At 60.8% G+C, this 23,600-nt stretch carries 20 protein-coding genes and 1 tRNA gene; 12 read left to right on the forward strand and 9 right to left on the reverse strand.

What is annotated here, in order from left to right; translation table 11 throughout:
- Positions 1-22 precede the first annotated feature (22 nt).
- From ACQY1L_RS01915 to ACQY1L_RS01925, 3 genes are all read left to right on the forward strand, one after another.
- Positions 23-1,603, forward strand: coding sequence for an ABC transporter permease (locus tag ACQY1L_RS01915; protein WP_430261938.1), 1,581 nt, complete (start codon positions 23-25; stop codon positions 1,601-1,603).
- Entirely contained in the window at positions 1,600-2,661 is a 1,062-nt protein-coding gene (locus tag ACQY1L_RS01920; RefSeq protein WP_325263157.1) for an ABC transporter ATP-binding protein, read from the forward strand. Before ACQY1L_RS01915 ends, ACQY1L_RS01920 begins: the two co-directional genes overlap by 4 nt.
- Positions 2,662-2,761: 100 nt before the next feature.
- The gene (locus ACQY1L_RS01925) at positions 2,762-2,935 is read left to right on the forward strand and encodes a DUF1328 domain-containing protein (protein ID WP_082471987.1); all 174 of its coding nucleotides are present in this window, start codon (positions 2,762-2,764) and stop codon (positions 2,933-2,935) included.
- A gap of 314 nt (positions 2,936-3,249) precedes the next feature.
- Here ACQY1L_RS01925 and ACQY1L_RS01930 read toward each other — a convergent pair.
- A tRNA-Val gene (locus tag ACQY1L_RS01930) sits at positions 3,250-3,324 on the reverse strand.
- 97 nt (positions 3,325-3,421) lie between these two features.
- Positions 3,422-3,784: a response regulator CpdR1 gene (gene cpdR1 / locus ACQY1L_RS01935; RefSeq protein WP_062460988.1), complete on the reverse strand. Its 363-nt coding sequence runs from the start codon at positions 3,782-3,784 to the stop codon at positions 3,422-3,424.
- 180 nt (positions 3,785-3,964) lie between these two features.
- On the opposite strand from cpdR1, the gene ACQY1L_RS01940 reads away from it, so the two are divergent.
- Together ACQY1L_RS01940 and hisN are read left to right on the forward strand one after the other, a co-directional pair.
- Positions 3,965-4,852 (forward strand): N-formylglutamate amidohydrolase, encoded by an 888-nt coding sequence (locus ACQY1L_RS01940; RefSeq protein ID WP_325263154.1) that lies wholly within the window; start codon positions 3,965-3,967, stop codon positions 4,850-4,852.
- 377 nt (positions 4,853-5,229) lie between these two features.
- Positions 5,230-6,006 carry a histidinol-phosphatase gene (gene hisN / locus ACQY1L_RS01945; protein WP_430242397.1) on the forward strand — a complete coding sequence of 259 codons (777 nt, stop codon included), beginning with the start codon at positions 5,230-5,232 and terminating at the stop codon, positions 6,004-6,006.
- A gap of 6 nt (positions 6,007-6,012) precedes the next feature.
- Here the strand turns inward: hisN and ACQY1L_RS01950 are convergent, their stop codons facing one another.
- The gene (locus ACQY1L_RS01950; RefSeq protein ID WP_430242399.1) at positions 6,013-7,002 is read right to left on the reverse strand and encodes an alpha/beta fold hydrolase; all 990 of its coding nucleotides are present in this window, start codon (positions 7,000-7,002) and stop codon (positions 6,013-6,015) included.
- A gap of 291 nt (positions 7,003-7,293) precedes the next feature.
- On the opposite strand from ACQY1L_RS01950, the gene ACQY1L_RS01955 reads away from it, so the two are divergent.
- From ACQY1L_RS01955 to mazF, 3 genes are all read left to right on the forward strand, one after another.
- Positions 7,294-7,776, forward strand: a complete 483-nt coding sequence (locus tag ACQY1L_RS01955; RefSeq protein ID WP_062460976.1) for an Hsp20 family protein — start codon at positions 7,294-7,296, stop codon at positions 7,774-7,776.
- Positions 7,777-7,944: 168 nt separating this feature from the next.
- A complete protein-coding gene (locus tag ACQY1L_RS01960) occupies positions 7,945-8,187 on the forward strand; it encodes an AbrB/MazE/SpoVT family DNA-binding domain-containing protein (protein ID WP_062582324.1) in 243 nt (80 codons plus the stop codon).
- Positions 8,184-8,519 carry an endoribonuclease MazF gene (gene mazF / locus ACQY1L_RS01965; RefSeq protein WP_062582325.1) on the forward strand — a complete coding sequence of 112 codons (336 nt, stop codon included), beginning with the start codon at positions 8,184-8,186 and terminating at the stop codon, positions 8,517-8,519. The genes ACQY1L_RS01960 and mazF overlap by 4 nt, the downstream gene beginning before the upstream one ends.
- Positions 8,520-8,535: 16 nt before the next feature.
- Here mazF and ACQY1L_RS01970 read toward each other — a convergent pair whose 3' ends face one another.
- Positions 8,536-9,537 carry a bile acid:sodium symporter family protein gene (locus ACQY1L_RS01970; RefSeq protein WP_062582327.1) on the reverse strand — a complete coding sequence of 334 codons (1,002 nt, stop codon included), beginning with the start codon at positions 9,535-9,537 and terminating at the stop codon, positions 8,536-8,538.
- Between the two features lie 97 nt (positions 9,538-9,634).
- On the opposite strand from ACQY1L_RS01970, the gene ACQY1L_RS01975 reads away from it, so the two are divergent.
- Complete coding sequence (locus tag ACQY1L_RS01975; protein WP_062460971.1) at positions 9,635-10,492, forward strand: LysR family transcriptional regulator; 858 nt, start codon at positions 9,635-9,637, stop codon at positions 10,490-10,492.
- A gap of 3 nt (positions 10,493-10,495) precedes the next feature.
- On the opposite strand, the gene ACQY1L_RS01980 is transcribed toward ACQY1L_RS01975, so the two are convergent.
- Positions 10,496-11,548 carry a threonine aldolase family protein gene (locus ACQY1L_RS01980; protein WP_430242402.1) on the reverse strand — a complete coding sequence of 351 codons (1,053 nt, stop codon included), beginning with the start codon at positions 11,546-11,548 and terminating at the stop codon, positions 10,496-10,498.
- Positions 11,549-12,025: 477 nt separating this feature from the next.
- On the opposite strand from ACQY1L_RS01980, the gene gltB reads away from it, so the two are divergent.
- Together gltB and ACQY1L_RS01990 are read left to right on the forward strand one after the other, a co-directional pair.
- A complete protein-coding gene (gene gltB / locus ACQY1L_RS01985; RefSeq protein ID WP_430261940.1) occupies positions 12,026-16,762 on the forward strand; it encodes a glutamate synthase large subunit in 4,737 nt (1,578 codons plus the stop codon).
- A 183-nt stretch (positions 16,763-16,945) separates the two neighbouring features.
- Positions 16,946-18,400: a glutamate synthase subunit beta gene (locus ACQY1L_RS01990; protein WP_062582335.1), complete on the forward strand. Its 1,455-nt coding sequence runs from the start codon at positions 16,946-16,948 to the stop codon at positions 18,398-18,400.
- Positions 18,401-18,466: 66 nt separating this feature from the next.
- On the opposite strand, the gene ACQY1L_RS01995 is transcribed toward ACQY1L_RS01990, so the two are convergent.
- The 4 genes from ACQY1L_RS01995 to ACQY1L_RS02010 all read right to left on the reverse strand — a co-directional run bounded on the left by ACQY1L_RS01995 (position 18,467) and on the right by ACQY1L_RS02010 (position 22,498).
- Positions 18,467-18,703, reverse strand: a complete 237-nt coding sequence (locus ACQY1L_RS01995) for a hypothetical protein (RefSeq protein WP_430242406.1) — start codon at positions 18,701-18,703, stop codon at positions 18,467-18,469.
- 260 nt (positions 18,704-18,963) lie between these two features.
- Positions 18,964-19,884 carry an alpha/beta fold hydrolase gene (locus tag ACQY1L_RS02000; RefSeq protein ID WP_430242408.1) on the reverse strand — a complete coding sequence of 307 codons (921 nt, stop codon included), beginning with the start codon at positions 19,882-19,884 and terminating at the stop codon, positions 18,964-18,966.
- A gap of 117 nt (positions 19,885-20,001) precedes the next feature.
- On the reverse strand, positions 20,002-21,168 hold the full coding sequence (locus ACQY1L_RS02005; protein WP_430242410.1) for an SGNH/GDSL hydrolase family protein: 1,167 nt from the start codon (positions 21,166-21,168) through the stop codon (positions 20,002-20,004).
- A 109-nt stretch (positions 21,169-21,277) separates the two neighbouring features.
- Positions 21,278-22,498 (reverse strand): lytic murein transglycosylase, encoded by a 1,221-nt coding sequence (locus ACQY1L_RS02010; protein WP_430242412.1) that lies wholly within the window; start codon positions 22,496-22,498, stop codon positions 21,278-21,280.
- 198 nt (positions 22,499-22,696) lie between these two features.
- Here ACQY1L_RS02010 and galU point away from each other — a divergent pair, with 198 nt between their 5' ends.
- Positions 22,697-23,584, forward strand: coding sequence for a UTP--glucose-1-phosphate uridylyltransferase GalU (gene galU / locus ACQY1L_RS02015; RefSeq protein WP_062460958.1), 888 nt, complete (start codon positions 22,697-22,699; stop codon positions 23,582-23,584).
- Positions 23,585-23,600: the final 16 nt, after the last annotated feature.

Raw genomic sequence — 23,600 nt, forward strand, 5'->3', positions numbered from 1 at the left:
TCTCTTCTTTCTTGAGCACGCGATGACGTTTACCACCGAGAGCATGGTTGCCAGCCGGCCGCGCCGGAAGCCTGCGGGGAAACCCCTTGCCGGATCGTCTTGGACGCTGGCAATCGCCGTTGCGATTGCCGCCCTGACGCTGACGCCGCTCGGGTTCGTGTTCTGGGCAACGCTTGCGACCGGCTGGGAAACGGCATCGCAGCTGATCTTCCGTTCCCGTGTCGGCGACCTCCTGTTCAATACCGTTGCGCTGATCGTCTTCACGGTGCCGGTCGCGACGGTTCTTGCAACAGCGCTTGCATGGCTGACGGAGCGCACCGACCTGCCGGGCGCAAAGCTATGGGCCTGGCTTGCCATCGTGCCGCTTGCCATTCCCGCTTTCGTGCAGTCCTATGCCTGGATCGGTATGTGGCCGCGGCTCAACGGGCTTGGTGCGGGCGTCGCGATCTCGGTCGTGACCTACTTTCCCTTCGTCTACCTGCCCGTTTCGGCGGCCCTTCGGCTGATCGATCCGGCGCTCGAGGATCAGGCGGCCTCTCTCGGTCTTTCGCCTGCTGCGGTCTTGCGGCGCGTCGTGTTGCCGCAACTCAGACTGTCGCTGTGCGGCGGGGCGCTGCTGATCAGCCTGCATCTCCTGTCGGAATACGGGCTCTATGCGATGATCCGGTTCGACACGTTCACGACGGCAATTCTTGACCAGTTCCAATCCACCTACAACGGCGTTGCAGCGCATATGCTGGCGCTGGTGCTGGTGGCCTGCTGCTTCGTGCTGATCGGTGTCGATGCCGCTATGCGGGGCCGCCGTCGCTATGCCCGGCTGGGCTCGGGCGTTGCCCGCCATCCGGTGCGCGCCTCGCTTGGCGTCTGGCGATATCCCTGCCTGCTGCTGCCGGTCGTGACCACCGCGGTTTCGCTCGGCGTGCCTGTCATGACGCTCGGGCGCTGGCTGATCGCGGGTGGTGCTGATATCTGGCAATTCAGCGAGATCGGGTTGGCCCTTTCCCAGACGCTGACGATCTGCGTGATCGGCGGTGTGGCGACGGCTGCTGCCGCCGTGCCGATCGCCTGGCTTTCGGTGCGCCGCCCGACGCGTTCCAGTCGGTTTCTCGAAGGCTGCTATTATCTCGCAAGCTCGATGCCGGGCGTGGTTGTCGCGCTCGCTCTGGTGACGATCTCGATCCGGGTGATGCTGCCGCTTTACCAGACGGTGGCGACGATCGTCATCGCTTACGTCATCATGTTTCTGCCGCGGGCGCTGGTCAGCCTGCGCGCCAGCATCGCGCAGGTGCCGGCAGAGCTGGAACAGGCGGCCGAAAGTCTCGGACGTTCGCCCGCGCGGGCGCTCTGGTCCACCACAGTGCGGCTGGCGGCGCCCGGCGCTGCATCTGCCATGGCGCTTTCCTCGCTCGGCATCATGAACGAGCTGACCGCGACCCAGATGCTTGCGCCCAACGGCACGCGCACGCTTGCCATGGCATTCTGGGCGCTGACCAGCGAGATCGACTATGCGGGAGCCGCACCGTATGCGCTGCTGATGATCCTGTTTTCGCTTCCGCTCACCCTTCTCCTTCACCACCAGTCAAAAAAGATCGCCGGGCGATGACGCTGCTTACCCTTTCCTCCGTTGCCAAGAGCTACGGTTCCGTCGCAGCCGTTGCCGGTGTCGACCTTGCAGCCCAAAGCGGAAGCCGCACGGCCATCGTCGGCCCTTCCGGCTGCGGCAAGACCACGCTTTTGCGGCTGATTGCCGGGTTCGAGGTTCCTGACGCCGGCTCGATCACGCTTGGCGGCGAGATCATGTCCAATGCGGACGCACATGTTGCTGCCTACCGACGTAATATCGGCATCGTGGCGCAGGACGGCTGCCTGTTTCCGCATCTTTCGGTGCTCGACAATATCGGTTTCGGCATGGACGCGGATCGCGACGCCAAACAGGCAAGGGCTGCGGAACTGATGGAGATGGTCGGGCTTGACGGGGCGATGCTTGCCCGCAAGCCGGATCAGCTTTCCGGCGGCCAGCAGCAGCGCGTGGCGCTGGCAAGGGCGCTTGCCCGCAGGCCGCGGCTGATGCTGCTGGACGAACCCTTCTCGGCGCTCGACATGGGCCTGAGGACCGCCACCCGAAAGGCTGTGGCCGACGTACTGTCTGCTGCCGGCGTCACCACCATTCTCGTTACCCATGACCAGGCGGAAGCGCTTGCCTTCGCCGATGAGCTGGTCGTGATGCGGGCGGGAAAATTCGCCCAGGTCGGCACGCCGCGCGAGGTCTATCTTAAACCCGTCGACCGGGCGACGGCCACCTTCCTCGGAGAAGCGGTCGTGCTGCCGGCCATGGTGAGCGACGGGATAGCAGACAGCCCGATCGGCCGGCTAGAGGTTGCGGACGTCACCTATCGCGGCCGGGCGCAGATCATGATCCGGCCTGAGCAGTTTACCGTCAGCCGGATCGAATACGCGCCGGACAACGGGGTCTCGGCTGTGGTCAGCGACGTGGTTTTCTGCGGGCCATCGCTTGATGCGAGGATAACACTCGCCGGAGACGGTATCGCCGAGGGCGAGATTTCCTTCCGCCTGGATATCCCCGGCCGCGAGCTGCTTGCGTCAGGCGACCGGGTGTCGATCGGCATCTCGGGACGAGTGCATCTGCTTGCCGACGCGTAGTTCACATTTTTGCCGGAATATTTCTTCGCGGCCATCACGGCGCTGGAACCTGGAACCTTTTGTCACGTTGTTCCCGCATCAAATATGAAGGAATAATACCATGCTGAAATGGGCTCTCATCTTTCTCGTCATCTCCGTGATTTCAGGCTTCCTCGGCTTCTCCGGCGTCTCCTCTGCCACCGCGGGCATCGCGAAAATCCTGTTCTTTATCGCTATCGTGATCTTCCTTATCTTCCTGGTTCTGGCACTGACGGCAGGCGCCGTGGTCTTCTAAGAAAGACCCCATGGATCAAAACAGCAAAGCCGCCCTGGAGCTTCCACGGGCGGCTTTTGTTTGCGGTAAATTCGGGAAGTGAAGCGCTATTGAAGCGGCCGGAGCCCCACACGACCCCGGCCGCCTGAGTGCCACTGGCCGAGAGGCCAGCCACAAACTCAGACCCACAAGCTCCCGCATCCGCAAGCCTCGCGCTATTGGTATTGTTACGGATGGAAGAATGGTGACGGGACGTTATGCGGTCGGTTAACGGCTTGAAACGAAAAAGGCTTCCGGTTTCCCAGAAGCCTTTCGTGCCTTGCGGCTAATCAGGATGGTGGGCGTAACAGGGATTGAACCTGTGACCCCTACGATGTCAACGTAGTGCTCTCCCGCTGAGCTATACGCCCATCCGATGGGCGGCTTAAGACCACAGAAACCGATGTGCCGTCAATAGGCTTTTTCCGGTTTTGTGAAGTCTTTTTGACAGCCGCCGGAAAACCGGGCTTACGCGGCCAGAAGCTTGTTCACTTCGTCCACAAGATCGCGCAGGTGGAAGGGCTTGGAGAGAACCTTTGCATCCTTCGGGGCCTTCGAATCAGAATTCAGAGCGACGGCGGCAAACCCTGTGATGAACATGACCTTGAGATCGGGGTCGAGTTCGGTCGCGCGGCGGGCGAGCTCGATGCCGTCCATCTCGGGCATGACGATGTCGGTCAGGAGCAGCGAGAAAGGCTCTTCGCGGAGCCGGTCGTAGGCGCTGGCGCCGTTGTCGAAGGAAATGACCTTGTAGCCCGCCTTTTCCAACGCTTTCACCAGGAACCGGCGCATGTCGTTGTCATCTTCGGCGAGAAGGATTTTTGGAAGCATCTCGGGGACCGCTATCTGTCTATGAGTCGTGGCTGTATGGCCGTCTACACTCTCAATTGACGGTAAACATCCGTTTAATAAGAGCCGAAGCAGCCTTGGTGGGATTACATAGTATGGACTTCCCGCCGGGCAACTGGCAACATACCTCATCCGACTTGTTCATGACATGGTAAAAACGGAATGGATTTCAACGCCGGCGATCCTGAGCATTTCGAAGTAAGGGAACCCGCCAGGCAAACCATTCCCTTCGTGTACAACTCTCCCCATAGCGGCCGGTGCTACCCGGAAAGCTTTCTTGCCGACAGCAATCTCGACTCGATGTCGATTCGCCGTTCGGCAGATCATTATGTCGACGATCTCTTCGCCGATGCGCCGGAACTTGGCGCGCCTCTGCTTGCCGCGCATTTTCCCAGGGCCTATCTCGACGTCAATCGCGAGCCGTTCGAACTAGATCCGCGTATGTTCGATGGTCCGTTGCCGCCTTACGCCAATATCGGATCGATGCGCGTTGCCGGTGGGCTTGGCACCATTCCGCGCATCGTCGCCGAGAACATGGATATCTACCGGCGCAAGCTTTCGGTGGCGGAGGGCCTGTCCCGGATCGAGGCAATCTACAAGCCATACCATGCCTGCCTGCGCCGGCTGATCGCGGCCACGCATGCCCGGTTCGGCATCTGCGTGCTGATTGATTGTCACTCGATGCCTGGCAATATCCGGCTTTCGGGTTCGAACGTGAAGCCCGACTTCATCATCGGCGATCGTTACGGCACAAGCGCGTCTGCCGAAATTTCGCGCGCGGCGCTCAGCTTCCTGAGCGAGATGGGTTTTGCCGCCGTGCGCAACAAACCCTATGCTGGCGGCTTCATCACCGAACATTACGGCCGGCCCGTGCGCGGCCTGCACGCGCTGCAGATCGAGATCAACCGCGGGCTTTACGTGGATGAGGGGACGCTTTCGAAGCGGCCGGAATTTGATGCGATCGCCGCCGCACTCTCGCTGTTCATGCGCCAGATGGCCGACTTCGTCGCTGATTTCTCGGCCAGCGACACTGCGCTCGCAGCGGAATAGTATCCCCGCATCAGGCTGACTTCGATCGCCGAGGTAGCCGACTTCCCTGACAGAGCGCATTCGATGCCGCAGCATGCAGACATCTGCGTGCTCATCGCGATACCCTTCCACCCCTGTATTTCGGACAAAAAAAACCGCGCTTACAGCGCGGCTAAGTCTAGGGAGGAAACACCCAAGGAGGGTATTTACAGTCAAAGACTGTAGGAAGACGCTACGTCCGTTATGCACATTTGTCAATCAATTAATTTGCGTGATGAAAATTGCATCATTATTTGGCGAAGTGACCGCGTTTTGGTCAGTCCAAGAACGGTTCAGGCCTTTCTAAGCGCCAAGACCTGCTTTAGAACGGGGGCAGCTTTTCTGGGACGGAGTTGTTGATGCTGCCTGATCGCGCCTTTTTCGATACGCTTGCCGATGCCGCCCGCGAGCAGACGCTGCCGCGCTTCCGCACCGGTGTCTCCGTCGTCAACAAGCTGGCCGGCGGGTTCGATCCGGTGACCGAGGGCGACAGGGCGGCGGAAACCGCCATCCGGGCCCTGATCGAGGCGCGGTTTCCCGAACACGGCATCCTGGGCGAAGAGCATGGCAATGTCGGGCTCGACCGCGAGCATGTCTGGGTCATCGATCCGATCGACGGGACGCGGGCCTTTATCTCAGGCGTGCCGCTGTGGGGCACGCTGATCGGCTTGCAGTCGAATGGTCGGGCCACGATGGGCATGATGGACCAGCCGTTTACCGGCGAACGCTATCTTGCCGATGGCAAGGTCGCAACCTATCGCGGCCCGGGTGGTGAGGCCGTCCTTGCCGTGCGTGACTGCGGACAGCTGTCCGATGCGGTTCTCTTCACCACGTCACCGCATATTTTCGAGGGCGAGGATCTGGCACTTTACCGCTCGATCGAAGAGAAGGTGCGGCTGTTCCGCTATGGCTGCGATTGCTACGCCTATTGCCTTCTGGCGGGCGGTCATATCGATCTCGTGGTTGAGAACAATCTTCAGCCCTATGATGTCGGTGCGCTGATCCCGATCATCGAGCAGGCGGGCGGCATCATCACCGACTGGGACGGTGGCCGGCCGGAGAACGGCGGCAATATCATCGCCGCCGGTTCGCGTAGCGTGCACGCCGAAGCGCTTGCGCTGCTGGCGCGCCGATAAGACGGGTCAGGCCGCGGATTCGCTGAGGTCTATGCCGCCATCGAGCCCAGGCATGAAGGCCTCGAGCGCCGCCATCACCTGGGCGCGGTAGATATTCTTTTCCTGCAGCAACTCATGGCGGCCGCCGGTGATGGTGATGAGCTGTGCCGCCCGGAAATTGCGCGAGAGTTCCTCCTGGGCCGAATAGGGCACGACGCCATCGAGGACAGGCGCGATGATCAGCGTCGGAATGGTGATCCGTGTCAGATGCGCCTGCGACGAGACGCGCCGGCCTGCGCGAAGGGTCTCGTGAACCCAGCCGGCCGTCGGTGCGCCGACCGTCAGTTCCGGATATGCAGCGTAGAGGCCGAGATTTCGCTCGAAGCGGGTGCGATCGCCGGTCAGGCCGTTTCGTTCGAAGGGTATGAAGCGCTTGTCTCCGCCAAGCTGGATCTTGCCGAGCCCGGTCCAGCGCATGACCGTCGAAAGCGGCCAGACGATGCGTTCCGGCAGGGCCTGGCCCTGAAAGCCGATATAGGGCGACAGCAGCGCCATGCGGCTGATCCGGTTGGCGAGTTTCGGCGCCGACGACAGTGCGATCAGTGCGCCGGTGGAATGGGCGATCAGAAAAAAAGGCAGGCGTGCATCCGGAAGCACGATCTGCTCGAGAAAGATGTCGAGGTCTTTCTGGTAGTCGGAGAAATGTCTGACATGGCCTTTTTTCAGATGCCGTGTCTCGCGGTCGGAACCGCCCTGGCCGCGCAGATCGTAGGTCGCGACCCACAGGCCCATCGCGTTGAGCTCGCGGATAGTCTCGAAATATTTCTCGATGAACTCATTGCGCCCCTGCAGCAGCACGATCGTGCCGCGGGCCGGTGAGACCGGTGAGCGGAAAAGCGCGTAACGCAGCTTCGTGCCGCGGTGACCGGTGAAATGGCCAGCGGTGTAATCGGCCGGCGCCGGATTTTCCGGGGTCGATCGCAACAGGGTCTGTGAGGCGTGGGGCGTGTCAGTCATGCCGACAGGGTCAAGCGATCCGGGCCGCCACGTCAAGTGAAATCATCTGAAATGGTGGATGCGGATAGAGGCGAGGCCGGAGCGGAGAACTCTGACCTGCCGGCCTATAACCAGAAAGCCGAGCCCGTCACCGGATGAATTTCCCCCGACAAAAGACCTCTTGAATGACGGAAAATCAATTCCCATCTTTCCTCTGCAGGCGCCGAAAGGGCCTGCAGAACGGGGTCTTCATCGCCAGAACGGGGTGAGACACCAAAGCTAAACCGCAACGTCGCTTCAATGGAGGACTTTATGCGTCACGTCGATTTTTCCCCCCTTTACCGCTCCACCGTCGGTTTCGACCGTCTCTTCAATCTGCTCGACAATCGCAACCTTGGCGATCAGGCCCAGAGCTATCCGCCCTACAATATCGAGCGGACCGGCGACAACACCTATCGCATCACGATGGCTGTCGCGGGATTTGACGAGAAGGAGCTCTCGATCGAATTCCAGGCTCATTCGCTGACCGTGAAGGGCGAGAAGAGCGATGACGAAGCCGGTGCCGAGACCGAATATCTCTACCGCGGCATCGCCAAGCGCGCCTTCGAGCGCCGCTTCCAGCTCGCCGATCACGTGGAAGTCGAAACCGCTTCGCTGAAGAACGGTCTCTTGCACATCGATCTGGTGCGCAACATTCCGGAAGCGCTGAAGCCACGCCGTATCTCGATTGCGGCCGATGCTTCCGACAGCGTCAAGACGATCGAAGCGCAGATCGCTCCGCAGCAGGTCAACTGACCCGCCACGGAGAGTAATGACAGCCCAATGACCTCCAGTCACGGGTAGCATACAGACGCCTCTTCCCACGCCGGGAGGGGGCGTTTTTGGTTGGCATTGACCGGGTTTGCCGGGCGGCCTACCGTATCGACATTATCTCAGCCTGATCTTCAACGTGAGGGAGTGCCGATGCGTGTTACTGTCAAGAAATCGGGCGACAGCGCTTCTGTTCGCATTCCGGCAGCCGTCATGGAAGCGGCAAACCTCAAGCCGGATTCCGTCGTCGAAGTATCCGAAGAAAACGGCCGTATCGTTATCCAGGCTGTTACCGAACTGGACACAACGCTAGACCACCTTGTTGCCGGTATGAACGCCGACAATCTGCATGACGAGGCCGACTTTGGTGCGCCGGTCGGCAGAGAAGCGTTGTGAACGCTCAGTCCAACGTTCCCGATGCCGGCGACATCCTCTGGCTTGATTTCTCGCCGCAGTCCGGACACGAGCAAGCGGGGCGGCGGCCTGCAGTCGTCCTTAGTCCCGCAAGCTACAATCGTTTCGGACTGATGCTCTGCTGCCCGATGACGACGAAGGTGAAAGGGTATCCATTCGAGGTCGTTCTGAAGGACGACAAAGGATGCGTCCTTGCAGATCAGGTAAAAAGCCTCGACTGGCGCTCACGCCGCGCCGAACGCAAGAGCCGTGTTTCAGCCTCTGAGCTTCAGGAAATTAGGGCCAAAGCTTCGGCCCTGATTGGCACACCTTAAGGTCTGCACGCCGGTTTCAGGCTGCGGCGACCTTGGCGAGGGCTTCTTCCTTGGCCCTGGCGCGATCGGCGTATTTCTGGGCGATCGCGGCGCAGGCCATCAGCTGGATCTGATGGAACAGCATGATCGGCAGGACGATGGCGCCGATCGAGGCCGACTGGCCGGAGAAGATGGCGTTGGCCATCGGTACGCCGCTTGCCAGCGATTTCTTGGAGCCGCAGAAGGTGATGGTGATCTCGTCTTCCTTCTTGAAGCCGAGCAGTCTGCTGCCGAACATGGTGATGCAGATGACGACGGTCAGAAGCAGCATGTCGATGACGACGACTGCCGCGATGTCGCTCACCGAAAATCGGCTCCAGATTCCTTCGATGACCGCTTCCGAGAAGGCGAGGTAGACGACCATCAGGATCGAGCCGCGGTCGACGGGCGAGAGGATCTTCTTCTTGGAGCGGATCCAGTTGCCGATCCACGGCTGCAGGATCTGGCCGGCGATGAACGGTGCCAGAAGCTGAAGACCAATCTTCTGGATGGCATCGGTCGAAACGCCGGCGTCGCCGGTCGTCGACAGAAGCAGGCCGACCAGAAGCGGGGTCAGGAACATGCCGAGAATGTTGGAACCGGATGCCGCAACGATTGCCGCCGGCACGTTGCCGCCCGCCATCGAGGTAAAGGCGATCGACGACTGCACGGTGGACGGCAGCACACAGAGGAAGAGGATGCCCATGTAAAGCGGTGCCGGCAGGATGTCTTCCGGAACGAAACCGATCATGAGCCCAAGGATCGGGAAGATCGCAAACGTCGTCAAAAGGATCGTCAGATGCAGGCGCCAGTGCAGGACGCCTGCGACCACCACATCCCGCGACAGGCGAGCGCCATGCAGAAAGAAGAGGAGGCCGATGGCGATGTCTGTCGCCACCCCGAACCATTCCGCCCATACGCCCTGGATCGGCAGGAAGGAGGCGAGGATGACGGTGCAGACGAGCATGACGGTAAAGCGATCCGGCAGGTAGCGGCGCATGGAAAATCCTTCGACGATTTCATTGTTTGTCGAGGCTGTCTTCGCTTATCATGAATTGAAATGCAAACACTAACAGCTATCGCGAAGTCGGATAACCATGCTCAACCTGCATCACCTGAACAGTTTTCTCGTGCTGGAGCAGACGGGAAGTTTTACCGATACGGCGGCACGGCTGGGGCTCGGGCAGTCGACCGTTACCCAGCATATCCAGCGGTTGGAAAAGTCGCTCGGGCGTCAGCTCGTTTCGCGGGATACGCACCACGTGCGGCTGACGACGGAAGGGGAGGCGCTGCTGGGCTATGCGCGCGGAATGCTGGATCTCAACAGCAAGGTGTCCTCGTTGTTCGGCGAAAGCCGGCTGCGTGGCAGATTGCGGCTCGGCGTTTCCGAGGATGTGGTTGCGAGCCGGCTGACGGGCATTCTCGAAGATTTTATTCGTTTGCATCCACTCGTCGATCTGGAGCTGACCGTGGCGCTGTCGGCCGTGCTCAATCAGATGCAGGACGCGGGCGATCTCGATCTGGTTCTCGCCAAACGGCATGTGGGGGAAACCCATGGGCGTCTGCTCTACCGCGAGCCGCTTGTGTGGCTGGCGCGGGATCCGGAGCGCATGATCGACCGGACCGATGCTCTGCCGCTGATCGCCTTCCCGTCGCCCTCGATCACGCGGCGGGTGGCGCAAGAGGCGCTGGATGGAGCCGGTATGTCCTGGCGGATCGTCTGCACCTGCGGCAGTCTCAGCGGTTTGACGGCTGCGGCGCGGGCGGGAATGGGCGTGCTCGTGCAGCCGCGCAGCATGGCGCCCGAAGGCCTCAAGGAGATCACCGGGGACCGTTTGCCAACGCTGCAGGATGTCGAGTTCGTGCTGATTTCCAGGCGCGGCGCAGATGCCGCGCTGGTCGAGGCCCTGTCCAGCCTGATTACGGCGCAGATTGCGCCGCAAAAGCAGGGCTGACGATCAGGCGGAAGCGCAGATCGACAGGAACTGGTCGACGTCTTCTTCCGTGGTCGCAAACGATGTGACCATGCGGATGAGCACTTCGTCTGCCTTGATCTTTTCCGGAATGTCGCGGGGTGCCGGCCAGTTGTAGAAGCGTGCGCCCTGTTCTTCGGCGGCCTTGGCGGAGGCTTTCGGCAGGACCGCGAACACTTCGTTCGATGTCGTCGGCCAGGCAAGCCGTGCGCTGTTGAGCGCGCTGAAGCCGGTGCGCAGGCGATCGGCCATGGTGTTGGCATGGCCGGCGAGACCCATCCACAGGTCGTCCTTCAGATAGGCGTCGAACTGGGCTGCGATAAAGCGCGATTTCGAAAACAGCTGTGCGCTGCGCTTGCGCAGGAATGCAAAATCCTTGGCGAGATCAGGATTGAAGAACACGATCGCCTCGGCGCACCAGCAGCCGTTCTTGGTGCCGCCGAAGGACAGCACGTCGACGCCACGCTTCCAGGTCATCTCGGCGGGCGAGCAATCAAGCGCGACCAGAGCATTGGCGAAGCGGGCGCCGTCCATGTGCAGCGGCAGACCGTTGTCCTTGGCGATCTTTGCGATCGCGTCGATTTCATCGAGCGTATAGATCGTGCCGACTTCTGTTGCCTGCGTCATGGTGATGGCGGCGGCGCGGCCGTGGTGAATGGCGTCCTGCGGGTAGCGTGAGATGCGCTCCACGAGGTTCTCCGGCAGCATTTTGCCGGCCGGGCCCTCGACCGCGACCATGCGCATGCCCGAGAAGAAGTCGGGTGCTCCGCATTCGTCCTCGATCACATGCGCTTCGGAATGACAAAAGGTGAGGCCGCCGGGGCGGGCGACGCTGGCAAGCGCTAGCGAATTGGCTGCCGTGCCGGTCGCGACAAAGAAGACGGCGACGTCGCGTTCAAACATCTCGTTGAAGCGAGCCTCGATCGAGCGGTCGAGCTCGCTGTTGCCGTAGGCCGCGGCAAAGCGGGTGGATTCCTTCGACAAGCGTTCATTGATTGCGGGATGGGCGCCAGCCCAGTTGTCCGAGGCGAAGAACATGACGGTACCTTGCAAGCTATGTGGGATAAGATGCGGGGCTTTGAGCGAGGCGGACCATAAGCCTTTCGGACCGTTGATCAATCCGGAAATGTGCCGAATGAGCGGTGTCTGCTCGTGCCGCGTAATCAAAGCCGAGTTTTGTCACTCGCGGCGCAAGATTATTTCAAGCTGGCATCGCAACCAGTAATCAAGTGTCGTTTAGCTTTAAGTTTTTCGTGGGCCGGGGATTGAAGACAGGCGGCACATATGTCATAAAATTCGAGAATTAGGACAGAATTGTTGTCCTAATTTTTGAACTGAAGGCGGTTTTTCGTTTCCGAGCGGTGACCGTCGACGTGTTCAAGGGTATGCTTCGTGCTCTCAAGGGCTTCCTGCTTCCGCAGTCTGCCGCCTGAAAGGACGAGGTATTCCTTCGGGTGAAATGAAGAATACGCCGTTTGCAAGCTCGATCGTGAGTGGCCAACAGGAGGAATAGCAATGACGAAGAATGTTCCTGAAGTGCACTGTCTGCCCGCCACCGCGACCGCGGCGGAAGCTGGCTCGGGCGTCGAACAGCGTCTGCCATTCATTGCCTCCGGCATTCCGGCCGCGCAGGGGCTTTACAACCCGCGCAACGAGCACGATGCCTGCGGCGTCGGCTTCATCGCCCATATGAAGGGCCAGAAGTCGCACCAGATCATCAAGGATGGCCTGTTCATTCTGGAAAACCTCACCCATCGCGGCGCCGTCGGTGCTGACCCGCTGATGGGCGATGGTGCCGGCATTCTGCTGCAGATCCCCGACAAGTTCTTCCGCGAGGAAATGGCGAAGCAGGGCATCACCCTGCCCAAGGCTGGCGAGTATGCCGTCGGTCACTTCTTCCTGCCGCGCGACCCGGATCAGATCGAGCACTTCAAGAAGGTGATCGTCGATGTGACGGCTGAAGAGGGCCAGCAGTTCATCGGCTTCCGCGAAGTGCCTGTCGACAATTCCTCGCTGTCCAAGGCGCCGGATATTGCCGGTACCGAGCCCTATCACCTCCAGGTGTTCATTGGCGCCGGCCGCGATGCCGCGACCAATCAGGATTTCGAGCGCAAGCTCTTCCTCATTCGCAAGGTCATCTCCAACCGTATCTACGATCAGTTCGGCGGTCAGGAAACCGGCTTCTATCCGGTATCGCTGTCATCGACGACGATCGTCTACAAGGGCATGTTCCTCGCCTATCAGGTCGGCGCCTATTACAAGGATCTGGCCGACCCGCGGTTTGAAAGTGCTGTCGCCCTCGTGCACCAGCGGTTCTCCACCAACACGTTCCCGTCCTGGAAGCTCGCGCATCCATACCGCATGGTTGCCCATAACGGCGAAATCAACACGCTGCGCTCCAACGTCAACTGGATGGCGGCGCGTCAGGCATCGGTGTCCTCGCCGCTGTTCGGCGACGACATTTCCAAGCTCTGGCCGATCTCCTACGAGGGCCAGTCGGATACGGCCTGCTTCGACAACGCGCTCGAATTCCTGCTGCGTGGCGGCTATTCGCTGGCGCATGCGATGATGATGCTGATCCCCGAAGCCTGGGCCGGCAACCAGTCGATGTCGAAGGAGCGCAAGGCTTTCTACGAATACCATGCGGCTCTGATGGAGCCATGGGATGGTCCGGCTGCCGTGTGCTTTACCGATGGCCGCCAGATCGGCGCGACGCTCGACCGCAACGGTCTGCGCCCGGCCCGTTATCTCGTCACCGACGACGACCGCATCATTCTGGCATCCGAAGCCGGCACGCTGCCGGTGCCGGAAGAAAGCATCATCAAGAAGTGGCGTCTGCAGCCTGGCAAGATGCTGCTGATCGACATGGAAAAGGGTCAGATCATCTCCGACGAGGAGTTGAAGACCACGCTTGCAACCCGCCATCCTTACGAGAAGTGGCTGGATCGCACGCAGCTGATCCTTGAGGACCTGAAGCCGGTTGAACCGCGCGCGCTGCGCCGCGACGTGTCGCTGCTCGATCGCCAGCAGGCATTCGGCTACACATCCGAGGACACCAAGATCCTGATGTCGCCGATGGCGACGACCGGTCAGGAAGCCGTGGGCTCGATGGGCACCGACACGCCGATCTCGGCGATGTCGCAAAAGTCGAAGCTGCTCTACACCTATTTCAAGCAGAACTTTGCGCAGGTGACGAACCCGCCGATCGATCCGATCCGCGAAGAGCTCGTCATGAGCCTCGTGTCGTTCATCGGGCCGCGGCCGAACATTCTCGACCATGAAGGTGCTGCAAACGCCAAGCGGCTCGAAGTGCGCCAGCCGATCCTCACCAATGGAGATCTGGAAAAGATCCGCTCGATCGGTCACACGGAAGACCGTTTCGACACCAAGACGCTCGATTTCACCTACGATATCGAGCGCGGCGCCGAAGGCATGCCGGAAATGCTCGATCGCCTCTGCGAGCGTGCGGAAGCGGCGGTCAAGGGCGGCTATAACATCATCGTTCTCTCCGACCGCCAGATCGGACCGGACAGGATTGCCATCCCGGCGCTTCTCGCGACCGCTGCCGTGCATCACCATCTGATCCGCAAGGGTCTTCGCACTTCGGTCGGTCTCGTCGTCGAATTGGGCGAGCCGCGCGAGATCCACCATTTCTGCCTTCTCGCCGGTTACGGTGCCGAAGCCATCAACCCTTATCTCGCCTTCGACACGCTGACTGACATGCATATGCGCGGCGAGTTTCCGAAGGAAGTGGACAGTTCCGAGATCGTCTCGCGCTACATCAAGGCGGTCGGCAAGGGCATCCTCAAGGTCATGTCCAAGATGGGCATCTCGACCTACCAGTCCTATTGCGGCGGCCAGATCTTCGATGCCGTCGGTCTGAACACCGAGCTGGTCAACCAGTATTTCTTCGGCACCGCGACGTCGATCGAAGGTATCGGCCTCGATCATATCGCCGAGGAAACCGTTACCCGCCACCGTGCAGCCTTCGGCAAGGATCCGGTTCTCGCCTCCTCGCTCGATATCGGCGGCGAATATGCCTACCGCATGCGTGGCGAAAGCCATGCCTGGACGCCGGATGTGGTCGCCACCCTGCAGCATGCCGTGCGCGGCAACAGCCAGGATCGCTACCGCGAGTTCGCCGAAATGGTGAACGAGAGCGCGGTGCGGATGAACACCATTCGCGGCCTGTTCAAGATCAAGTCGGCGGAAGCGTTTGGCCGCAAGCCGGTGTCGCTCGATGAAGTCGAACCGGCAGTCGATATCGTCAAGCGGTTCTCGACCGGCGCCATGTCGTTCGGCTCGATTTCGCGCGAGGCGCATACGACGCTTGCGATTGCCATGAACCGCATCGGCGGCAAGTCGAACACCGGCGAAGGCGGCGAGGAAAGCGATCGCTATCTGCCGCTGGCCGACGGTTCGATGAACCCGGAGCGTTCGGCGATCAAGCAGATCGCATCCGGCCGCTTCGGCGTGACGACCGAGTATCTGGTCAATGCGGATATGCTGCAGATCAAGGTGGCGCAGGGTGCAAAGCCCGGCGAGGGTGGTCAGTTGCCCGGCCACAAGGTGGACGCGACTGTCGCCAAGACCCGTCACTCGACGCCGGGTGTCGGCCTCATCTCGCCGCCGCCGCATCACGACATCTATTCGATCGAAGATCTGGCGCAGCTGATCTACGATTTGAAGAACGTCAACCCGACCTCCGACATCTCCGTCAAGCTGGTCTCGGAAGTGGGTGTCGGCACGGTTGCGGCAGGCGTCGCCAAGGCGCGCGCCGATCATATCACGGTTGCAGGTTTCGACGGTGGCACGGGCGCTTCGCCGCTGACATCGCTGAAGCATGCCGGCTCTCCTTGGGAAATCGGCCTTGCCGAGACCCAGCAGACGCTGGTGCTGAACGGTCTGCGCTCGCGTATCGCGCTGCAGGTCGATGGTGGTCTGAAGACCGGCCGCGACGTCATCATCGGAGCGCTTCTCGGAGCGGACGAGTTCGGCTTTGCGACGGCGCCAGTCATTGCCGCCGGCTGTATCATGATGCGCAAGTGCCATCTCAACACCTGCCCCGTTGGTGTCGCGACGCAGGATCCGGTTCTGCGCAAGCGCTTCAAGGGCACGCCGGAACACGTGATCAACTACTTCTTCTTCGTGGCTGAGGAAGTGCGCGAGATCCTCGCATCGCTTGGCTTCACCAAGTTCGACGAGATCATCGGCCTTTCCGAGCTGCTCGAGAAGGACGACATGCTGGCGCACTGGAAGTCGCAGGGTCTCGACTTCACCAAGCTGTTTCACAAGGTTGAGGCTCCGAAGTCTGCGACCTACTGGACCGAGCGGCAAAAGCATCCGATCGACGATATTCTCGACCGCAAGCTGATCGAGAAGTCGCAGGCAGCCCTTGAAAGCAAGGAGCCTGTCGTCTTCGAAGTGCCGATCAAGAACGTCGACCGTTCCGTCGGCGCCATGCTGTCGGGTGCGCTGGTCAAGCGCTGGGGCCAGAAGGGACTGAAGGACGACACGATCCATGTGACGCTGCGCGGCACGGCCGGACAGTCGTTCGCGGCGTTCCTTGCGCGCGGCATCACGTTTGACCTGATCGGTGACGGCAACGACTATGTCGGCAAGGGTCTGTCGGGTGGACGCATCATCGTGCGGCCGCCGGAAAACTCCAACATCGTTGCCGAGAACTCGATCATCGTCGGAAACACCGTGCTTTACGGCGCAACGACCGGCGAGTGCTACTTCCGCGGCGTTGCCGGCGAGCGTTTCTCGGTGCGCAACTCGGGCGCCATCGCGGTGGTCGAGGGCGTGGGCGACCACGGCTGCGAATACATGACCGGCGGCATCGTCGTCGTGCTCGGCGAAACCGGCCGCAACTTTGCAGCCGGCATGTCGGGTGGCGTGGCTTACGTGCTCGACGAGACGGGCGATTTCGCCAAGCGCTGCAACATGGCGATGGTGGAACTGGAGCCGGTTCCGGAAGAAGACGACATGCTGGAAAAGCTGCACCACCACGGCGGCGACATCATGCACAAGGGACGCGTGGACGTTTCCGAAGACATGACGCGTCACGACGAGGAACGGCTCTACCAGCTGATCTCCAACCACATGCACTATACGGGCTCGACACGCGCCAAGGACATTCTCGACCGCTGGAGCGAGTTCCGTCCGAAATTCCGCAAGGTCATGCCGGTCGAATATCGTCGTGCACTGGTGGAAATGGAACGAATGCGGATGGGCGTGGCTGCGGAGTGAACCGCATTGGACGCATCGTTCATGCCGGAACGGCCGTGGCAATCGCCGCGGCCGTTCCAACGGTCGCCGCACTGGTCAATCGGTGCGCTAGTTTTGGAATTTGTGGTGCTGGGGGCGGTGATCGGTTTCGCCTACTGGTACTGGGGGCCGCAATGGCCGCCTCTGTGAACTGAGGGAAAGACTATGGGCAAAGTTACGGGATTCATGGAAATCGACCGGCAGGTTGGCAAGTACCAGCCGGCGTCCGATCGTATCCGCCATTTCCGCGAATTCACCATTCCGATGTCGGATGCGGAAGTGACGAAACAGGCGGCGCGCTGCATGGACTGTGGCATTCCCTATTGCCACGGTCCGACCGGCTGCCCGGTTCATAACCAGATTCCCGATTGGAACGACCTCGTCTACAACAACAAGTGGGAGGAGGCGATCCGCAACCTTCATTCCACCAACAACTTCCCGGAATTCACCGGTCGCGTTTGTCCCGCGCCGTGCGAGGAAGCCTGCACGCTCAATCTCGAAGATGCGCCGGTCGCGATCAAGACCGTCGAGCAGGCGATTGCCGACAAGGCCTATGAGCTCGGGTATATCGTGCCGCAGCCGGCGACCGTGAAGAGTGGCCGCAAGGTTGCCGTGATCGGTTCGGGTCCTGCCGGCATGGCGGCGGCCCAGCAGCTTTCGCGTGCCGGTCACGATGTGCATCTGTTCGAGCGTGAGTCCAAGGCCGGCGGCCTGCTGCGTTACGGCATTCCTGACTTCAAGATGGAGAAGAATTTCATCGACCGCCGCGTCGAGCAGATGACCGGCGAAGGCGTGACCTTCCACTACGGCGTCAATATCGGCGTCGACAAGAAGGTCGAGGAACTGACCGCGGAATTCGATGCCGTGCTCTATTGCGGCGGTTCCGAAACCCCGCGTCCGGCCGGCATTCCCGGCACGGAACTGCACGGCGTCTATGATGCGATGCCGTATCTCGTGCAGCAGAACCGCCGTATCGGCCGCGAGAATATCGATAGCGTCGCCTGGGCCGCCGAGCCGATCCTTGCCGGTGGCAAGCATATCGTCGTCGTCGGCGGTGGCGATACTGCGTCCGACTGCGTCGGTACCGCGTTCCGCCAGGGCGCCGTCAAGGTGACCCAGCTCGACATCCGCCCGCAGCCGCCGGAAAAGGAAGACAAGCTTGCCGTCTGGCCATTCTGGGCCACCAAGATGCGCACCTCGTCCAGCCAGGCCGAAGGCGCGATCCGCGAGTTTCAGGTAGCAACGCTCGAATTCGTCGGAGAAGACGGCCAGCTGACCGGCGTTCGCTGCTGCGAAGTGGATGATCGCCGCCAACCGATCGCGGGCACCGACTTCATCATCAAGGCCGATCTCGCCTTCATCGCCATCGGCTTCTCCGGTCCGGCAACCGACAGCGTTCTGTCCGAACTCGACGGCAAGCTGGCGCTCAATGTCGACCGCCGCGGCTCCACCAACGTCATTGCCAACGAGCGCGACTACAAGACCTCGGTCGACAAGCTGTGGACCGCCGGCGACGTTCGCCGCGGCCAGTCGTTGGTGGTGTGGGCGATCCGCGAAGGCCGTCAGGCAGCAAGAGCGATCGACGAAGCGCTGATGGGCTCGAGCGTCCTGCCGCGCTAACTTATTTGTCAAAATGAACGGCCTCTCTCCGTTTTGCGGGGAGGGGCCGTTTTTGTTTCGGCGGAATCAGGTCATGATTGCCGCATGTACATCTTGAAAAGCGGCATCAAGAGAGACCCCGTCCGTCGTTGGATGCTGCCCGACCGAATTTTCTTCGGGCATGGAGCATGCCATATTCTGGCCGGTACCTATCTGCTTCACCCGCCCGTCGTGGGTCTTTACGCGGAACGGGTTGTTCCGGCGGATGGCTTTCCTGGCGCGCATGTCTATGTGACCGATGGGACTGTCGCTTTCGACTACCATGGCACAGCTTGCGAGCGCGCCTGCTCGCCCATCATAAAAAGGGATGGTCCCGTCATTGCTCTGGCTGGACTTGCGAAATGGTACCGGTCAATTTCGATCTGCTCGATACGCTGGAACTGAACCTCCGCAAAATGCTGGGGCCGGATCAGTATCTTCACGATCCAATCCCACGGGCGCAGACGTTCATTAGAAGGATCGACCATAAGGACTGCTACGCGGACGCTTGCGTTCGTCGATAAGCGCCTGCTCTAATGATGGTGTTACTTACTGGTAGATAGAAACGCGGCGATCATCTTGACGGTGGCATCCGGCTGTTCTTCCATCAGCCAGTGGCCGGCATCGGCGATTACGCCTTCGCTGACCTGCGTGGCTGCGGTGCGCATCACCGCCGCCATGCCCGGCCCGAAGGACTTTTCACCGCCGACGGCCAGAATGGGCATTTGCAGTTTTGCGCCTGTGGCTGCCCAGGCGCGGTTGTCGATCGCATCCTGGTCGAAGGCCGCGAACTGGGCGAAGCCTGAGTGCATGGCGCCGGGCAAGGCATAGAGGGCGGCATAGTGTTTGCGGGATGCTTCGTCGAACCGCTTTGGGTCGGCGGAAAATTCGTTCCAGAACCGGTCCAGATAGATGCGCTCGCGCGCGGCGACGAGACGCTCCATGTCCGGCCCCCCGAAGCGGAAATGCCAGAGAAGCGGGTTTTTCAGGATCTCGTCCCATGGGCCGATGCCGGGAACGGGCGCATCGAGCAGCGCGAAGCGGGTCACGCGGGCGGGTTGCTGCGTCGCGAGGGCGAAGCCCACCATGTTGCCGATATCGTGCGTGACCAGCGCGAAACGATCGATGTGCAGTCCGTTAAGAATGGTCGCCAGGTCGCGGGCCTGGCTTGCCTTGTCGAAGCCGCCTTCGGGGTGTGATGACAGACCCATGCCGCGAAGATCGGGAACGATGACCAGATGATCCATCTCGAGCTTTGCAGCCAGCGGCGCCCACATGTCGCCGGTTTCGCCGTAGCCATGTAGCAGAACGACGGCAGGTCCCTTGCCACCAATCCGGAGATGGATGTCTACGTTGCCGACATGGACAGTTTGGGTCCTGAAGGTGGATGGAAACGGCGGAACGTCTGCAAGGACCGGCGTCGCAAGCAGAATCGTGGATACGATAACGCGAAAAAGCAGGTTCATGTGGGCACTCCGATAAAAGAGATCAGCTAGGCCATGCACGTCTGAACTGGGAATTTATGACTATGTAACACGTTTTTCACGAAGTTACAGGCGAGAGCTCGCGCTCGTGTCAAAGACCTACTGGGTCGTGAGCCGGTAGTCGTCGATCCGACCCGCCGGGGCGGGGTCAAGTTCGCCGCGTTTGACCAGTTTGTCGCGGGGCGTTTCCGTCAGACGGGCCGGTGGCGCATTGCCGCCCAGAAGCTCTTGGCCGCCGTCCAGCTCCGGGTCAACCAGGCTGATCGGCCGTACGGGCACTTCGGGGTTGGCTGGAGATTCGAGCGTCTGGAGCGGCGGGAGGGTGCTGCTGTCGAATTTGGCGAGATCGGGGCTTGCCATGTCGCCCAGATGCCGGCGCAGGACCTTGTCGACATAGAAGGCGAGCTTTTCCTTGCCGGGCTTGGTGAGCGTGATGCCGTCGGAATTGCGCAGGCGTACCTGCTGTCCGTTGACGTCCGAGCCAGTCAGGACGAACCTGCCGTCCTCGTCGACGAAGCCGTCCCAGATGTCGACGAATTCGCCGCCGACCTTCTCCACCTGTCCCCGATAAAGCGTGTTGAGCGTGACCGCGTCCGCCATCATCGATGGCGACTGGAACGCCGGCAGGCCGACCCAAAGCAGCGTCAGCTTGCGCTGCGCGATCATGCCTGCAAGCTCCGCGACACGGGTTTCATATTGTTTGAACCAGGCATCCGTGCGGAATTTCTCGCGGCCGCTGGCGGTGTCCATTTGCTGGCGGTCGTTGGCACCCAGCATGACGACCACGATCGCGGGTTTGGCCTCGTCGAGAATAGCCGGCAGTTGGCCAAGCCAGTCGTAATGGTCGTCGCGCACCAGGCCGGAGGATCCGTCGCTGCGGCTGATGATCGAAACCCCCGGGGAGGTCGCAAACGTCGTTTCCAGCTCACCCCCGATATTGCCGGCGAGAAAATCGCCGATAACGAGTATTTTCTTGGCGGTTTCCAGTTTGGCGACGGGTTCGGCGTGGGGCTGAGAGGGTATCGGTGCCGTCCTCGTGCGGGGAACCGCAGCCTGCGGAGTGGCACGGCTTCTCTGCCGGCGTGGCGCCATCTCGATGATCGATCCATCCTGCCGGTCATATCGCCGGGTCGGACGTTCGTAGCGTTCATATCGCTCTGTGCGGGGCGCACCGAACAGCATGTTGAACAGGTTGCGCCGATCGCCGCCGTCCTGGGCAAACGAAACGGTTGATGGCAGCGACAGCACGAGGCTGGTCGCTACCATGAATACCGTCCGGACCAGGCGTCGGTTTGGCCTGTTGTGGCGCAAGAGCTTCATCGTTTTCATGCCTTTTGGCCGCACCGTTCACGATGCGGCGCATCGCATGCTAGCCTCAACGGATCGCCTTGAGAAGAGAATGCGACGGCTCGCCATCCGGCTGCATGCCAAGGCGCTTCTGAATGGCGGAGATCGCGGCCTTCGAGCCGGAGCCGAAATTGCCGTCCACTTCGCCTTCGTAATAGCCGAGTTCCTTCATGCGGCTCTGCAGCTCGAACTTCTCCTTGATGTCGAGCGTGCCGTTGGGGCGCGGCCAGGACTGCTGTACACCGCCGAAACCTGCGATCTCGTCGGCGAGAAGACCGACCGCGAGCGCGTAGCTGTCGGCTGCGTTGTAGCGCTTGATGGTGAAGAAGTTGGAGAGCATCAGGTAGGCTGGACCGTTCGCGCCGGCCATCAGCTTCAATGTCGCGCGGTCTGCTCCGCGCGGAAAACCCTTGCCGTTCGGACGCTGGAAGCCCAGCGCTGCCCACTGTGCCAGGGTCTTGCTCTGGCCTTCGTATTTTGCGGCGCCGGCGGGAAGCACGGATTCGTAGCCCCAGGTCTTGCCGGCAGTCCAGCCGTTCTTGGCCAGGAGGTTGGCGGAGGTCGCCAGCGCATCGGGAACCGAATGCCAGATGTCGCGCTTGCCGTTGCCATCAGCGTCGACCGCATAGAGCAGGTAGCTCGTCGGGATGAACTGGGTATGGCCCATCGCGCCTGCCCAGGAACCGGTCAGCTGCTTGGGGGATACGTCGCCTGCCTGAAGAATCTTCAAGGCGGCGATCAGCTGGTTGCGCGCGAACTTGCCGCGCTTCGGATCGCCCCAGCCGAGCGTCGCCAGTGCCTGCGGCACGTGGTGCAAACGTTCGGGATTTTCCAGAGCTGCGCCATAGTTGGATTCCATCGACCAGATGGCGAGGAGAATGTTTCTGTCGACACCGAAATGCCGCTCCAAGGCGTTCAGCGTCGCGCCATGGCGGGCAGCCATTTCGCGGCCGATCTTGACCGTGTAGGGATTGACGCGGCTGTCGAGATAATCCCAGATTTTCGACTTGAATTCCGGCTGGTACTCGGCCTTGCGCAGGACTTCCTGATCGGGACCGCTGATGCCTGCAAAGGCGCGATCATAGGTCGAGCGACTGATTCCGCTTTTGGCAGCAGTCGAATAGAAATTTGCAACCCACGTCTTGAAACCGGCATCGGCGCGGGCATCTATCGCGCAGGTCGATATGGCAAGGCCGGCGACAAGCGAGAAGATCGTTGCGCGGAAGCGATTGGGGCTGATTTTTTTCATCGGCAGTCGGTCCATTTTTATTCTGGCCATCATGGCGAGATCGGGATGCGGCTCAACGATGTGATAACAGGATAGGGTCAACAAATTCTTTACCATGAAACGCGCGGCCGGGGCAGATCTTTGCTAAAAGGTAGCAAATGTTTATTACAGCCGACAAAAGACCCGAAACCGCACAGCGAAATGCATCAGGAGGCATGAGTGTCACAAGAACGGAAAATTCGTAAAGCAGTCTTCCCTGTTGCGGGCCTCGGCACCCGCTTCCTGCCGGCCACAAAGGCTGTGCCAAAAGAAATGCTGACGGTCGTCGACAAGCCGGTCATCCAGTATGTGGTCGATGAAGCGGCGGAAGCCGGCATCGAACATTTCGTATTCGTGACCGGCCGTGGCAAAGGTGTGATCGAAGACTATTTCGATATTCAGTTCGAACTCGAGCAGATGCTGCGCGAGCGCAACAAGAATGCCGAACTGACGCTGCTCTCGCATATCCTGCCGAAGGCCGGTACGGCGAGCTTCACCCGCCAGCAGGTTCCGCTCGGTCTCGGTCACGCCGTATGGTGTGCGCGCGACATCGTCGGCAACGAACCCTTCGCGGTTCTGCTGCCGGATATGATCATGTCGTCGGAGAAGAGCTGCCTCAAGGGCATGGTCGAACTCTACGACCAGACCGGCGGCAACGTTCTCGCGGTCGAGGAATGCGATCCGGACCAGGCCCACAAATACGGTATCGTCGGCAAGGGTGAGACCGTCGGCGACGGTTTCAAGATCACCGAGATGGTCGAGAAGCCTGCCAAGGGTACGGCTCCTTCGAATTTCTTCATCAACGGCCGCTACATCCTGCAGCCGGAGATCTTCAAGATCCTGGAAACCCAGGAACGTGGCGCCGGCAACGAGATCCAGTTGACCGACGGCATGCTGGCGCTTGCCAAGAGCCAGGAATTTGCCGGCTACCACTTCAAGGGCGAGACCTACGACTGCGGCGCCAAGGACGGCTTCATCATGGCCAATATCGCCTTTGCCCTGCAGCGCCCGGACATTCGCCCGGCGATCGAAGAGCCGCTGAAGGCGCTCGTCTCGAAGCTGATGTAAGCCTATCCGTTACTGC

The sequence above is a fragment of the Neorhizobium sp. DAR64862/K0K3 genome (assembly GCF_050500185.1).
In the GTDB taxonomy this organism is placed as follows: Bacteria; Pseudomonadota; Alphaproteobacteria; order Rhizobiales; family Rhizobiaceae; genus Neorhizobium; species Neorhizobium soli.